The sequence below is a fragment of the Neotabrizicola paludis genome (genome assembly GCF_044142105.1).
In the GTDB taxonomy this organism is placed as follows: domain Bacteria; phylum Pseudomonadota; class Alphaproteobacteria; order Rhodobacterales; family Rhodobacteraceae; genus Pseudogemmobacter.
Genome location: NZ_JBGTYM010000006.1, coordinates 224,819 through 239,134 on the forward strand (window position 1 = coordinate 224,819; position 14,316 = coordinate 239,134).

At 65.7% G+C, this 14,316-nt stretch carries 13 protein-coding genes; 2 read left to right on the forward strand and 11 right to left on the reverse strand.

All coding sequences use genetic code 11. The features are described from left to right. The gene (locus ACED67_RS14490; protein ID WP_395542414.1) at positions 1–1,452 is read left to right on the forward strand and encodes an amidohydrolase family protein; all 1,452 of its coding nucleotides are present in this window, start codon (positions 1–3) and stop codon (positions 1,450–1,452) included. Between the two features lie 606 nt (positions 1,453–2,058). Here the strand turns inward: ACED67_RS14490 and ACED67_RS14495 are convergent. The 11 genes from ACED67_RS14495 to ACED67_RS14545 all read right to left on the reverse strand — a co-directional run bounded on the left by ACED67_RS14495 (position 2,059) and on the right by ACED67_RS14545 (position 13,700). Next, positions 2,059–2,619 carry a helix-turn-helix domain-containing protein gene (locus ACED67_RS14495; protein WP_395542415.1) on the reverse strand — a complete coding sequence of 187 codons (561 nt, stop codon included), beginning with the start codon at positions 2,617–2,619 and terminating at the stop codon, positions 2,059–2,061. A gap of 95 nt (positions 2,620–2,714) precedes the next feature. Further along, the gene (locus ACED67_RS14500; protein WP_395542417.1) at positions 2,715–4,028 is read right to left on the reverse strand and encodes an MATE family efflux transporter; all 1,314 of its coding nucleotides are present in this window, start codon (positions 4,026–4,028) and stop codon (positions 2,715–2,717) included. Positions 4,029–4,139: 111 nt separating this feature from the next. Continuing rightward, entirely contained in the window at positions 4,140–5,222 is a 1,083-nt protein-coding gene (locus ACED67_RS14505; protein ID WP_395542418.1) for an ABC transporter ATP-binding protein, read from the reverse strand. After that, on the reverse strand, positions 5,215–6,009 hold the full coding sequence (locus ACED67_RS14510; protein ID WP_395542420.1) for an ABC transporter permease: 795 nt from the start codon (positions 6,007–6,009) through the stop codon (positions 5,215–5,217). The genes ACED67_RS14505 and ACED67_RS14510 overlap by 8 nt, the downstream gene beginning before the upstream one ends. Further along, positions 6,006–6,977 carry an ABC transporter permease gene (locus ACED67_RS14515; RefSeq protein ID WP_395542422.1) on the reverse strand — a complete coding sequence of 324 codons (972 nt, stop codon included), beginning with the start codon at positions 6,975–6,977 and terminating at the stop codon, positions 6,006–6,008. The genes ACED67_RS14510 and ACED67_RS14515 overlap by 4 nt, the downstream gene beginning before the upstream one ends. A 133-nt stretch (positions 6,978–7,110) precedes the next feature. Continuing rightward, positions 7,111–8,220 (reverse strand): ABC transporter substrate-binding protein, encoded by a 1,110-nt coding sequence (locus ACED67_RS14520; RefSeq protein WP_395542424.1) that lies wholly within the window; start codon positions 8,218–8,220, stop codon positions 7,111–7,113. A 115-nt stretch (positions 8,221–8,335) separates the two neighbouring features. Further along, a complete protein-coding gene (locus ACED67_RS14525; protein ID WP_395542426.1) occupies positions 8,336–9,427 on the reverse strand; it encodes an NAD/NADP octopine/nopaline dehydrogenase family protein in 1,092 nt (363 codons plus the stop codon). Positions 9,428–9,448: 21 nt separating this feature from the next. Next, on the reverse strand, positions 9,449–10,033 hold the full coding sequence (locus tag ACED67_RS14530) for a peroxidase-related enzyme (RefSeq protein ID WP_395542427.1): 585 nt from the start codon (positions 10,031–10,033) through the stop codon (positions 9,449–9,451). Next, positions 10,030–10,521 carry a hypothetical protein gene (locus ACED67_RS14535; protein ID WP_395542428.1) on the reverse strand — a complete coding sequence of 164 codons (492 nt, stop codon included), beginning with the start codon at positions 10,519–10,521 and terminating at the stop codon, positions 10,030–10,032. Before ACED67_RS14535 ends, ACED67_RS14530 begins: the two co-directional genes overlap by 4 nt. Then, positions 10,521–11,990 carry an NAD(P)-binding domain-containing protein gene (locus tag ACED67_RS14540; RefSeq protein ID WP_395542429.1) on the reverse strand — a complete coding sequence of 490 codons (1,470 nt, stop codon included), beginning with the start codon at positions 11,988–11,990 and terminating at the stop codon, positions 10,521–10,523. Before ACED67_RS14540 ends, ACED67_RS14535 begins: the two co-directional genes overlap by 1 nt. 231 nt (positions 11,991–12,221) lie before the next feature. After that, a complete protein-coding gene (locus ACED67_RS14545) occupies positions 12,222–13,700 on the reverse strand; it encodes an aminotransferase class V-fold PLP-dependent enzyme (RefSeq protein ID WP_395542431.1) in 1,479 nt (492 codons plus the stop codon). A gap of 94 nt (positions 13,701–13,794) precedes the next feature. Between ACED67_RS14545 and ACED67_RS14550 the strand changes: the two genes are divergently transcribed. Further along, positions 13,795–14,277: an Lrp/AsnC family transcriptional regulator gene (locus tag ACED67_RS14550; protein ID WP_395542433.1), complete on the forward strand. Its 483-nt coding sequence runs from the start codon at positions 13,795–13,797 to the stop codon at positions 14,275–14,277. Positions 14,278–14,316: the final 39 nt, after the last annotated feature.

The following is a 14,316-nucleotide window of genomic DNA, read 5'->3' on the forward strand; positions in this document are numbered from 1 at the left end:
ATGGCGACGCTCTTCACCCATGCCACCATCGTCACGCTGGACCCCGCGCGCCGGGTGCTGGAGGATTGCGCGCTGCGGGTTCAGGGGGACCGCATCACAGCGATCGACCCCGGCCTGCGCCCCGAACCGGGCGAGAAGGTGATCGACTGCCGGGGCAAGCTGTTGATCCCCGGCCTGATCGACGCCCATGGCCATGCCGGGCATTGCCTGATCCGGGGCATCGGCGCGGACACCAGTCCGCTGTGGATGAAGATCGTCACGCCCACCTACTGGCACCAGACCACGCGGGAATTCTGGGCGGCGGAGGGCCTCGTCTCCGGCCTCGAACGCCTGCGGGCGGGGGTGACGACCGGGGCGAGCATCATTTCCTCCATGCCGCGCTCGGACGACCCGGAATTCGCCGCGGCGCATGCAAGTGCCTATAAGACGCTGGGCCTGCGCAACATCCTGTGCACCGGCCCCGCCGGTCTGCCCTGGCCCAGGGACGCCACCAGGTGGGAAACCGGGAGACCCGTCCGCCGCAGCATCAGTTTCGCGGAGATGATGGAAGGCGCCGAGGCCACGATCCAGACGCTGGACGGCACGGCCGAGGGGCGGATCAAGGTCTACCTCACGCCCTTCACCATCGTGCCCTCGATCGAGACCTCGAACATCTCGACCCCCGATCAGGCGGTGCGTCTGACGCAGGACGACCGCGATCATGCCCGCGCCGTGCGGGAGCTGGCGCGGAAATACGGCATTCGGCTGCACTCAGATGCCTTCGCCGGCCATGTCCGCCTTGCCGCGCAGGACAAGGAAAACGCGCTGCTCGGGCCGGACATCCATATCCAGCACTGCTGGGGCATTTCCCCGGCCGAGATCGACATCCTGGCCGAAACCGGCACGCCGGTGACCCACGCCCCCCCCGGCCGCAACACGCCGGTGGTCGAGATGATGGCGCGCGGCATTCCACTGGCCGTCACCACTGACGGGACGGCGCCAAATCGCCATTTCGACCTTCTGCAGACTGCGCGCCTTTTCCAATCCGTCCAGCACGTGCTGCGCGGCCATGACCGCTACTTCTTCCCGCCCGGCAAGGTGCTGGAGATGATCACCATCGACGCCGCGCGGGTTCTGGGGCTGGATCATGAGATCGGCTCGCTGGAAGTGGGCAAGAAGGCCGATCTCGTGGTGCTGGACATGCGAAGCCCGCATTGGACGCCGGATTGGCAGCCGGTGCATCGGCTGATCGCGCAGGCGGTGGGCAGTGATGTGCAGACGGTGATGGTCGACGGGCGGATCGTGATGGATGACCGCCGCATCACCTCGGTCGATGAAGCCGCCGCCCTGGCAGAAGGCAACCGCATCGCCCGCGAGCTGGTCACCCGCGCCGGGCTGAAGGACCATCTCCGCGATCCCGGCTGGGGCCAACTCTATCGCACTTTCGACGCGCCCGTGGCTGTGCCGGGATAGGTCCGCCCGCCCACATTCAGCGCGCGATGGCCGTGGTCCCGAGGATCACGACTGCTGAGCGATCGGGTGCTTCCTGCGACCACCGCTCAGGGTGCCATCAGAAGAATGCGGACCAGTCTCCAATCCCCCTACCCTACTTAGATCACACACATCGAGAAGGTCGCGCCAGTCGGAGAGCACGGCGGCGCGGGTCTGGTTGTCGGCGTTGCGATCTTGGAGGTGGAGCTCCGTCGGCAAGCGGTTATGGACCGCGGCATGCAATGAGGCGAATTTCTGCAACGTTCAGATGCGCCGGAACCGCGGCATGCCCCGCCCTCCTCGGCAACATGGCAAGGGCGAGTTTTCGGCGTGATTGCTGAGCCATTGCCCCCGTCTCGCATCGTCGCGGCCAAGGTCCCGTAGGATAGCTCTGTAGGGTCGCAGCCGGTCCGTGACGATGGCCTCGGGCCGGACGTGCCGCTTCAGTGCCGTCGCCATCAATGGCAATTCCGCCTCAGGCCGACCCGGCAACGCCTGATCGCGGCGGCAAAGAGGCGGCCGACTCGGTCCGACCAGAAGCGCAGCCGACAAGCAAGATCGCGCTGGCCGGGGTCCCTTCAAGGGCAATCAGCTGTTCTGCACGATCAAGATCGCCCGCGCCCCCTGTTCGCCTGCCGCAATCTGGTGAGGGCGGTCTGCGAAATAGCGGGCTGTGTCACCCAGTCCCAGATGCTGCCGGTCTTCGCCCGATGTCACCGTGACCTCGCCCTCCAGCACGGTCAGATGCTCGCGGCAGCCCGGGCCATGCGGGTCGCTGGGCAGCTTCGAGCCGGGCTGGAAGCGCAGGTCATAGACCTCATGGCTGCCTACGGCATCGGCGGGCGAAAGAATGCGGATCAGCACACCCTCGCTGCGCCCGGCGATGACCGGCGCGGACTGGGCGCGGACCACCTCGATCGACAGGTCCGGGCGCGGCTCCAGCAGGCCGGCGAAATCAACCTGCAGTGCCTGGGTCAGGTTCCACAGCGTGGCGACGGTGGGGCTGGATTCGGCGCGTTCGATCTGGCTGACCATGGACCGGCTGACCCCGGAGAGCCGGGCCACGGCGTCGAGGCTGAGCCCTTTGGCGCGGCGGGCCTCGCGCAGCGAGGCGGCCAGACGATCGTGGATATCGGAGCGAACGGTCATTTCTTGCCTACCGATCTGTAACGCACTTGATACGCTTCAAGTTCTAAGGGCAGCGGCTTTGCGGCGGCAAGCCGGAACCGCTGCCTTGCGGCCGATCACGACAGCGGTGCCGCCTTGGCCTCGACCAGGGGATAGGCCCGCGCCATCAGCAGGGTGCGGGCGATGTTCAGCACCAGAAGCGCCAGCCAAAGCGCGTGATTGTCCAGAAACGGCAGGGCGATCAGCAGCGTGGCGATATAGAGCAGGATCGAGACGAACATGACGTTGCGCATCTGCCGTGCCATCGTTGCCCCGATGAACACGCCGTCGAAGATATAGCTGCCGAAACTGGCCAGCGGCAGCAGCCAGAGCCAGGGCAGGTAGCGGGCGGCTTCGGCCTGGACTTCGGGGGCGGAGGTCATCAGCGCGATCAGGCTGGGGCCGCCCAGCACCGTGACCAGGGTCAGCAGCAGACTGCCGCCAAGTGCCCATTGCCCCGAAAGCCGCGTGGCCCGGCGCAGCGGCGCCACTGCCCTGGCGCCAACGGCCTGGCCCACCAGCGCTTCGGCCGAAAAGGCGAAGGCGTCGAGCATGTAGGAAAAGAGGTGCAGGAATTGCAGCAGCACCTGATTGGCGGCAAGGCCGACATCGCCCTGACCGGCCGAGAGGAAGACGAAGGAGGTGTAGCTGAACTGCAGAAGAACCGAGCGCAGCACCAGATCGGCGTTCATCGACATGGTCTGACGCAGGGCCACCCGGTCGGAAAGCTGTTGCCAGCTCGAGCGGACGGCGGGCAGGAAGGCGTCGCGGCACAGATACAGCGCCATGGCGAAGCCAGCCCATTCGCCGATCAGCGTGGCGGTGGCGACGCCCGCCACGCCGAAGCCAAGGCCGATGACGAAGATCAGATCCAGCGCGATGTTCACGATGTTGATGAACAGCTGCAGCAGCAGCACCGCCCGTGCCCGCTCCAGCGCGATCAGCCAACCGGTCATAGCGTAAAGCGCGATGGTGGCGGGCGCGCCCCAGACGCGGATGGTGACATAACTGCGCGCCAGTTCTTCCACCTCGTCCGAGGCGGGCGAGAACCAGAATGCGCCCGAGACGAGCGGCACGTGACACAGGATGAACCCCGCGCCGCAAGCCGCCGCCAGCAGCAGCGCACGATGCAGGACCAGCGCCACCTCCTTCGGGTCGCGGCGGCCGTGGGCCTGGGCGGTCAGGCCCGAGGTGGCCATGCGCAGAAAGGTGAAGAGCATGTAGACCGACGCGAGGATCACCCCGCCGACGCCCACCGCCCCGATGGGGGCGGCCTGTCCCAGCTGGCCGATGACCGCGGTGTCCACCAGCCCCAGAAGCGGGATCGTGGCGTTCGAGACCAGGATCGGCAGAGCGATCCCAAGCACGCGGCGGTTGGTGATCTGTTCCATGTCAACCTTTTTGCGCGAAGGGTCGAGGGCCGCGCCGCGCCCTCTCCCGGATCAAGCGCCGGGTCCGGGGCGGCACGGATCCCGGCCCCGGTCCCTGCAGCGTGTTCGGGCTCAGTCCGCCAGCAGCGTCAGGCTGGCCGCATCAAAGCCGATCCAGACCGGGCGGTCGCCCAGCGTGGCCGCCAGATCGGTGCCGACCGAGGCTTCGAGATGCGCCCCGCCGTCTGTCCCCGCCACCGCTATGCTCAGCCGCACCCGGTCGCCCTTGAACAGGCGGCTGCTGATGCGCCCCTCCAGCACATTGTCGCGCTGAGGCCGCTCGGTAGAGAGGGTCAGCCGCTCGGGCCGCAGCGAGGCGGCGACCTTGCTGCCGTCTGCCACCTTGCGGCCCTGCGCGACCAGCGAGTGGCCATGCCAGACGAAGCGCTGTGCCCCGTCCAGGCTAGCCCCTGCCACGCCCTCCAGGATGTTGGTCTCGCCAATGAACTCGGCCACGAAGCGGCTTTGCGGGCGGAAGTACAGGTCTTCCGGCGTGCCGTCCTGCTCGATCCTTCCCTTGTTCATCACGATGATGCGGTCGGACATCGTCAGCGCCTCTTCCTGGTCATGGGTGACGAAGAAGAAGGTCTTGTTGGTACGGCGCTGGATCGCCTTCAGTTCGACCTGGACCTGGCCGCGCAGCTTCGCGTCCAGCGCGCCCAGCGGTTCGTCCAGCAAGAGAAGCGCCGGATCTGGCGCGAGCGCCCGGGCAAGGGCCACCCGCTGGCGCTGGCCGCCCGATAGCTGGTCGGGGCGGCGGTCCAGATAGCTGTCCAGTTCCAGGAAGCCCGCCAGTTCTTCGACCCGCGCCTTGATCGCCGACGGGCCAAGTCCCTTCAGTTCAAGCCCGAAGGCGATGTTGCGGCGCGCGGTCATGTTCGGGAACAGGGCGTAGTCCTGGAACACCATGTTCACGTTGCGCCGGTTGGGCGGCAGCTGGGTCACGTCCTGGCCGTTCAGCAGGACGCGGCCGGTGTCGGGCTGCTCGAACCCGCCCATGATCCGCAGCGTGGTGGACTTGCCGCAGCCAGAGGGGCCAAGGAAGGTCACGAACTCGCCACTGGCGATGGACAGGTTCATCTCGTGCAGCGCGGTGAAGCTGCCAAAGCGTTTGGTGATGCCCTCGATGCGGGCGATGGGGGCGGCGTCAGTCATTGGCGGTCCCTTTGGACATCTTGCGCATGGACCGCTCGGCCCAGAGGCCCAGGATCGCGGTCAGCACCAGAACAACGGTGGAAATGGCATTGATTTCGGGCGACATGCCCGAGCGGAGCTTGGTGAAGATCAAGACCGGCAGGGTCGGCTCGTAGCTGCCGAGGAAGAAGGAGCGCACGAAATCGTCGAAGCTGAGGAGCATGCAGAACACGCCGCCGCCGATCAGGGCCGGGGTCAGATAGGGCAGCGTAACGCGGAAGAAGGCGATGATCGGATCGGCCCCAAGATCGCGCGCCGCCTCGCCATAGCTTTTGGGCAAGGTGGACAGGCGCGCCATGACCACGAGCACCACGAAGGGCACGTTGTGAATGGCATGGGACCAGATGATCGCCCACATCCCGGTCTCCATCCCCACCACCCGGGCCGCGATGCGGAAGGCAATGGCCGAGATGACGCCGGGGATGACCGCGGGCAAGAGCGTGAGGCCCAGAATCAGCGCCCGGCCCCAGAAGCTGCGGCCGGTCAGCGCGACCGAGATCCAGGTGCCCATGAACAGCGCCATCAAGGTCGAGACGACCGAGATCAGGGTGGAATAGCCGAAGGCGCGCACGACCTCGGAATTGCCGATGACGCCCTTGTACCAGTCCAGCGTCCAGGAGGTGATGGGGAAGCCGATGAACTTCGAATCCTTGAAACCCATCAGCATCATCAGCACCAGCGGGATCAGCAGGTACAGCACGAAGGCCCAGTAGATGCATTGCATCAGGATGCGGGTGTTGCGGGTCATTGCTTCACCCTCCGGGCCAGATGCGACATCAGTTTGTTGAAGCCCCCCGACAGCGCCAGCGCGGTCAGGAGCATGAGGCAGGAGAAGGCGGCACCCACGGGCCATTTGTCGCCTGCGACGTGGAAGAAGCCGGCGATGACTTCAGAGAAGAGCGTGGTCGAGGGACCGCCCAGCAGCACGGGCGTGGCATACATGCCGGTCGCGATCAGGAAGACCAGCGTGCAGCCTGCCGCGATCCCCTCCAGCGACAGCGGCAGGGTGATGCGCCAGAACCGGGTCCAGGGGCCGGCGCCCAGATCGGCTGCCGCCTCGCCATAATTCCGCGGGATCTTCTCCAGTGCGGAATAGATCGGCATCAGCATGTAGAGCGCGGTCAGGTAGATGATGCCGGTCGAAAGCGAGAAGCCGGTATACATGAAGGGGATCGGCCGATCGATCAGGCCGATGGCCTTCAGCATCAGGTTGATGGCGCCGTTGTTGCCCAGAAGGATCATCATGGCGAAGATCCGCACCACCTCGCCCACCCAGAACGGGATCAGCAGCAGCATGAGGAACTTCATCTGGCTTTCGCGCGGAACGTGGCGGGCCAGGAAATAGGCGACCGGATAGATGATGATCAGCGTCACCAGCGTCAGCACGGTCGAGAAGATCAGCGTGCGGATGAAGGGAGTGATGAAGATGCTGTCGCTGAAGAAGCTGGCGTAATTGTCCAGCGTATAGCTGGGCGGCTTGTCCGGGCTGGGCGGATAGTTCGTCAGCAGGCTGACGTTCAGCATCTGAAGGATCGGGCCGAGGTGGGTGACGAACACCCAGACCAGCGGGATCGCCAAGAGCACCAGGAACTGGCGCCGGGGCGAGGCGAGAACGAGGCCGGAGAGGGCGCGATAGAGGCCGGATCCGGCGAGCCTTCCCCAGAAACTGGCGCGCTCCTGCGCGCCGGTGCTGCCGGGTGGGACGGTTGCAGTCATGTGTTTGGTCTCCCGCAGCGCGGTGGGAAGGAGAGGAATGGCGAATAGGCCGCCGGAACGGCGCCGGCCGCTGCGGCCGGTCCGGGCGGGCGGGGCAGGCGCCGCAGCGATCCCCTGCGGCGCCGGTGACGGCTCAGGCCGCCTTGATCTGTTCGACCGCCGGATCCATCAGCTTGTACTTCATCTCATTGGCCTCGGCGCGGAAGAACTGCAGGCCGGCCAGCTGCTCCTCAGGGAAGGAGGTCGCCTTGCGCTCCAGATCGGTCAGGTGCTTGTCGGCATCCTTGAAGGTAGAGATGAAGCCCGAGCTGCGGCTGAGGTTCGCGCCGATCTCGGGGCTGGCCAGAAGCGCGTTCAGGAACAGATAGGCATTGTCCGCGTTCGGCGCGTTCTGGGCGATGTTCAGCGTATAGACGAAGCCGTAGCTGCCTTCCTTCGGGATGGTCATGGCGATCGGCGCACCATCGGTGATCAGAGTGGCGATCGGGCCGTTCCAGGCATGGGCCAGCGCGATATCCTGGTTGATGAACATCTGCTGCACCTCGGCGCCGCCGTCATAGTATTTGCGGACCTTGGGCTTCTGCGCGATCAGGTAGTCGCGGATCTCGTTCATGATCCGGGCGGCCTCGGCCTCGTCGTTCATGTAGGCGATCATGTTGCCGTCATAGCCGCGCGCCAGCATCAGCACCGACATCATGTCCTGCAGGATATAGGCGGTCTGCTGGCTGTACTTGTCCGAGAAGAGCGTGTCCCAGGTCATGGCCTCTTCTGCGCTCACGAGCTCGGTGTTGTAGGCCAGCACTTCGGCGCCCGACAGGATCGGGGCCCCCCATTTCTGGTCGCGGATCGTGCCCCAGTCGCTTTCCGAGAAAACCGGGTTGATGTTGCCCCAGTTGGTCAGGCGACCGGTGTCGATCGGTGCGATCAGGTTGCTGTCGATGAATTGCAGGTAGCGGTGGCCGGCCACGGTCAGGATGTCGACGGTTGGCTTGGGCTGTTCGGCGGCCAGCAGATTGAACTGCTTGCCCTGGTCGTCGACCAGACGAATGTTCACCTTGATGCCGGTTTCCGTTTCGAACTGCGTCTTGAAGTCGTCGGGGATGAAGCCGTTGTAGGTCCAGATGTTGACCTCTCCCCCGGCCTGCGCATGGGCGCGGCGCAGATAGACGGGGCTGGCAAGGGCGGCGGCACCAAGGGCGCTGCCCTGGAGAAAGCCACGGCGGCTTAGGAACGGTTTGGTCATGATGCAATCCTCACGCTGTTGGATGTTGGTCGTCTTGCGCCGTTGCCGAGGGGTCGGGAACGGCAAGTCCCTGAGACGGATCTTGCGCCCGTCTTCAGGTCGTCTTCTTTCAGGATCAGCGGGGCAGGACTCCGCTGCGACATGCGTCCTGGACCTGCGCAAGAGTCAGGCGCTCCAGCCCAAGTTCAGACAGAAGCGTGTTTTCCTTAGTAAAATCGCGGCCATAGAGGGCCGAAAAGATTTCTGTCCCTGATTCATGCAGCACCGCGGGCCGCCCGGCCAGACGGCCGATTACCGAAGTGACGACCAGGCCGTAGGGCACGTCCTCGGTCACATAGCGGCTGTCGGCGGTGGCGGGGCCTTGGCCGCCGATGCCCTTCTCATGCAGTTCGGCATTCATCTCGGCGATCGAGGCAACGGGCACATGATAGGACAGGTGGTAATGTTCAAAGATGGTGCGGACCTTCAGGCCAAGCGCCTCGGCGATGGCCACGCGTTCGGCATCCAGCGCCTCCATCAGCCGCCCGACATTGGGGGTGACATTGCCACCCTGGCTCCAGGTCTCGCCATGTTCCATCCGGGTCATGTTACACAAGGCAATGCCCATGTGGTTCTGCGGATTCAGGTTCGAGAGCGAGATCGCCAGCAGCCCTTCGCGCGGGACGAAGCGGTCACCAAAGAGATCCTGGCAGAGCGCAAGGCCCTCGGGCGTGCGCGCGGCGGGGACGGTGGCGAGGTCGATCTTGGAGCGGATGGTGTTGACCGAGGCCACAGTGTCGCCGGTGCGCCGACCTGTCAGCAGCGTGGTGCCCCAGACGGTGACGGGCAGGGACACCCCGCGCGCGGCCAGCCGGTCCAGCAGGTAGAGCGCGCCGAAGGAGGCGTGCGAGCTGATGATGACCGGCTGATCCTGCCGCAGATGCGGGATCAGCGCGTCCAGCACCGCCTTATGGCCATAGCCCGGCAAAGCGAGGAAGATCACCTCGGACTTCGCCACCAGCTCTTCGGCCGAGGCGGCGATGCCGGGGCTGAAGCTGCCCTCAAGCGCCCCCTTGGCGGTCAGGGGCGCACCGGCGGCCAGCGCGGTGGTGCCCTTGCCCGAGGGGGACCAGAGCATCGCCTTCTGGCCGGAATGCTCCAGAAACGCTGCCGTCCCGAAGGCGACAGATCCTGCTCCGGCGATCCCGACCTTGTATTCCTGTCCCATCAGCCCGTCGTCTCCCTTGATTCAAGCAGTCTTGCGCACCGGATCGCCCAGCACATGCATCAGCCGGTTGGCCCAGCCGAACAGCGCCGAAGACAGGATCAGATCCAGGATCTCTCCGTCGTAGAGTCCGGCCTTGCGCAGTTTTTCCAGAAGTTCAGGCGTCGCCTGCTGCGGCGTACGGGCAAGGGCCATGCCGAATTCCAGGATCGCCCGGTCGCGCGATCCCAGATCGGCATTCTCTCCCGCCGCGAACAACCGGTCTGTGACCGTGGTATCCTTGGACAGCTGCGCGTGACGGTCGGCATGAACGGCGGCGCAATAGATGCAATGGTTCACGATCGAGGCCGCGAGCGCGCCCAGTTCCCGCTCGGCACGGCTGAGGCCGCCCTTGCCATACATGATGGCATTGAACAGCGGCGAGCGGACGTTCAGCGTCTCGGGATCATGCGCCAGCACCAGCACATAATCGGACACTTTGGTGTTCGAGGGCGTAACCTGCAGCGCATCCAACTGTTCCTGCGAGGCTTCGGCCAGTTTCACAGGCGTCACCCGGGGGCGCCAGTGCGGGATGTTGCGCGTGAAACGGCGGACGACTTCATCGGTCATTTTCTGATCCCCCCAAGAAGACGCAGCCCCGCGATCAGGCGCAGTTGATAGGCGAGGAAGGCGTTCAACTCTGCCGCGCGAACGATGTCGGCATCCTCGACGCCTGCGGCTTTCAGCGCCTGAACATCGTCAGCAACGATGTCGCGCGGGCTGGTCGCCACTTTGTCGGTGAAGGCGACGATGGCCTGGACCCAGGGATCGGGAGAGAGAGTGCCAGGCACCGCCAGCGCTTTCAGGGCGGCATCCTGAACATCGGCTGCATAGCGTTGGGCCTCGGCAGCCTCGCCATTGGCGGTGGCGATTCGGGCGGCCAGCGCAGCGCGCAGGTCATGGGTCAGGCGGCCGGGTCGGCGCGGGCGCAAGACCGCCCCTTCCGCCGTGGCGGTCTGGGCGAAGATCTCGCTCCGCTCGCGGATGGCGCCGGCAATCGGGTTGCCAGCGGTGATGCCAGCGGCCTTCGTGACCGAAGTTTCAAGGTTCGTGGTCATCACAGTCCTTCCGCCTGAATGGTGGTCTTGCGGGGCGCGAAGGGTGGCAGTGGCGAAGCGCGCCATTCATCCCCCTGCAACTCGGGGATCGCGTAATCCTGCAGCGCCTGCCAATGGGCGGCGATGTCTTCGTTATAGAGCTTCGCCGCCATCTCGCGCGCCAACCATTCCGCGCCGACAGACACCGCTGGAATATCGCCGCTGGTCTTGCCCAGGCTGACGGTCGATCCGTAGTTGAAGCAGTAGACATGCGACAGCCAGTCGGCCTGGCCCGGCTCCTTCGGGGCAAAGGTGAAATCGGGGTTCAGATAGGGGAACAGGCCCAGTTCGCGCGACTGTTCCTCCTCTGGCGGCTGATAGGCGTCGCGCCAGAGGCGGATCTGCGCGGCCGCCGCGCCGAATTCTCGGCGCGACAGTGGATCAACGGTAAAGCCGGTGCCCAGGATCAGGAAATCGGTGGCCAGGCGCGTGCCGTCGGCGAAGGTGATCAAGGTCTCTTCGCCTTGCTGCTCCACGGTCTGCACCGCCTTGCCGAAGTGGAAATATGCGTTCGAATGCCGGCTCACACGCAGGGTCGAGCCGCGCGGCGGCGGCGTCTGGGTCGAGATCGAATAGAGCATGAAGCGCCAGCGCCAGTCGTCGCGCATCGCGGCATAGCCCGCGGTGAAGCCGTAGCTGCCGATACCCATGAACTTGTTGATCGTGGGCATCTCGCGCCGCCGGATCAGGTGGCGCACTTCGGCCGCGCCCGCCTCAAGCGCCTCGGCGGCATTGTCGATGGCCGAGGCGCCCACGCCCACCACCGCGACGCGGCGGCCCTTCAGCGCGGCGAAATCGATGGGATCGGCGCTGTGCGCCCAGAAGCGGCGGTCCAGCCCTTCGACGAAGGCCGGGATCTGCGGCGCACCAGTTCCGTCGCGGCCGGTGGCCATGACCAGCTTGCGCGTCAGGATCCGCCCGGCATTCCTGCCGGCCAGCGTCAGACGCAGGAGATCGCCTTCGGGCGCCACCTGTTCCAGCGCGGTCTCGTTCTCGACCTCAATCCCCAGGACTCGGCGATACCAGCGCAGATAATCCATCCACATCGGGCGCGGAATCTTGTCCATCGCCTCCCAGGCCGCCTGGCCGCACTGCGCGCGATACCAGGCCTGGAAGGTCAACGAGGGTTGCCCCATCGCCGGGCCGACCAAAAACTTGGGCGAGCGCAGCGTCTCCATCCGCGCATAGGTGACCCAGGGCCCCTCGCGGCCTTCCGGGTTGCGGTCGAGAATGCGGATCCTGCGGATGCCCGCGCGGTTCAGCGCGAACCAGGCCACCAGCCCGCACATCCCCCCGCCGACGATGACGGCATCCCAGACCGGCTCTTGCCCAGCGGTGGCTTCCGGCACCCAGTTCGCGGGCGGGTAGTTCAGGTCCTCGAATTCGCGTCTCAGGCGCGCTTCCAGGGCGTGCAGACCAGTCTCTTCCATCAGCGTTTCTCGCGCGCAGGGGGGCGGGCCGGACCGGGGCGCGGTGCGGAACCTGTCGCGCGACGGCAGGCCAGATCTGCCCGAATGAACGACATCAGTTTCCGCATTACAGAAGGGTCTCCTCCGAGATCACGGATATATTCTGTCATAGCGGAAAATGATGTCAAGGAATGTTTACCGATCCGCGCCGAACTGCATGTTTGTTGTGCAGATGCCCGTCGACCGTGCTGATCATGCGCCCAGCGGATCGCGCGTCGCGGTGCCGGTGGCAATAGAAGGAAGGGCCGCAGGGTCAACCGCAAAAGTCGCCCGCGCCGGGTCGCCCCGGTAGAAAGCGGCATGATCACGGGCCGCGCAGGCGAGGCCGCGCACCGCCTCCAGCACGGTCTCGACCTTGGCATCCTCCATCAGCGACGAGAGGTTGAGACGGACGAAACCGGGCTTCTCCATCTCGTCTCCCGCCAGGATGGCAGCACGGATTCGGTCGGATTCGACCGCGTCGAGACCGACGAGCTGGTGGACATAGGGACCCGCGCAGGCGCAGCCGCCCCGCGCCTGGATGCCGTGCAGATCGCTGAGAAGCCGGGTCAGGAACTGCTGGTGGAAGGTCCCGCCCTTTCCGTCGCGGATGCGGAACGAGAAGATCGGCAGTTTCGGCAAATCCTGCGGCCCCAGAAGCTCGATCCGGTCATCGGCGCCCCAGGCGGCATGGGCGCGGGCGACCAGGGCGCGGCCGCGCGTGGCCATGGAATCGGTGCCGATGCGGGATTTGACCATGAAGGCCAGCGCGGCGCGGATGTCGCCCAGGACATTCGGCGTGCCCGCCTCCTCGCGCGCTTCCAAGCTGCCGGAATAGTCGTGCCCGACCGGAGAGACGAAGCGCACCGTGCCGCCACCCGGCTGGCTGGGGCGAGTCAGGCGGGCGCTGTCGCGGCGCAGCACCATGACACCCGAGGCGCCCGCCCCGCCGATGAACTTGTGCGGCGACAGGACGATGGCGTCGATCGGCGTGTCGGGCGCGGGCTCCATGCGTATCGGCAGATAGGGTCCGCCGCCGGCATAGTCCCAGATCATCACCGCCCCCGCCGCCTTGACCATCCGGGTCAGAACCGCGACATCGGCCAGGATCCCGGTGATGTTGGATGCGGCACTGAAGGCGCAGATCGTGCGTGTTCCGGTCTGCGCCAAGAGCCGGGCCAGCTGCTTCCGGTCCGGCCCGCCCGTCGCATCCTCCGCCAGCGTCACCACCTTTGCCCCCGATTCGCGCCAGGGCAGGATGTTGGAATGGTGCTCGTAAGGGCCAAGGATCACCCGCGTGTCCGGCCCAGCCTCCAGCAACGCGACCAGCCGGTTGATCCCAGCCGTCGCCCCTGCCCCGGCGAAGACCACCGCATGCTCCGGCCCGGCGCCGCAGGCGCGCGCGATCTCGGCCCGGGCAGCGCGGCGCATCCGGGTCATCAGCGCGCCGCAATAGGAGGCTTCGGTGTGGCAATTGGCGTAGAAGGGCAGGACATGGTCCTGCACAAAGCTCTCCACCTGCCGTAGCGCCCGGCCCGAGGCGGTGTAATCGGCATAGATCAGCGGCTTCGGTCCGAATGGCCCCTCGATCCGCACGCCCTCGCCGATCACGCCCTTGCGCAGCGCCGCGATTGGGTCCGGCGTCTCCAGCAGCTGGCGGAACGGGGCGAGGAGGTCGGTATCTGGTGTCATCTGATCGGCATTCCCTTGGATGGACCAAGGTTAGAACTACCGCTGTCGATCAAAATCGCTAGAATTCCGGTAAATTTGCAGAGTATGAGGTCATATGAACGTGAAACAGGGCAGTCTGGACGTGATTGATCTGCGCTTGCTGACCTGCCTGCAGCGCGACGCCGCACTGTCGCAGCGCGATCTGGCCAATCAGTTGGGCATTTCGCAGAATGCCTGCTGGCGCCGTCTGCATGCGCTGCAGTCAGCGGGGATCCTAGCGGGGTCGCAGGCGCGGGTGGACCTGGCCTTCCTGGGCCTCGACCTGACGATCTACGTGATGATCCAGACCCGCGAACATTCCAAGGACTGGTCCGAGACCTTCAAGCGCCGGGTCCAGAGCCTGCCCGAGGTGGTGGATGTCCACCGGATCGGCGGCGAGTGGGATTACATGTTGCGCGTGGTGACGGCCGGCATGCAGGGCTATGACCGCTTCTATCAGAAGCTGATCGACGGTCTGGCATTCAACAAGGTGACCGGGCTCTTCTCGATGGAACGCATCATGGAGAACCGACCGGTGGATCTGAACCGACTGCTCTGAGATCATGGCGCGCTGCTGCCAGACGAATGCGAACCCGCC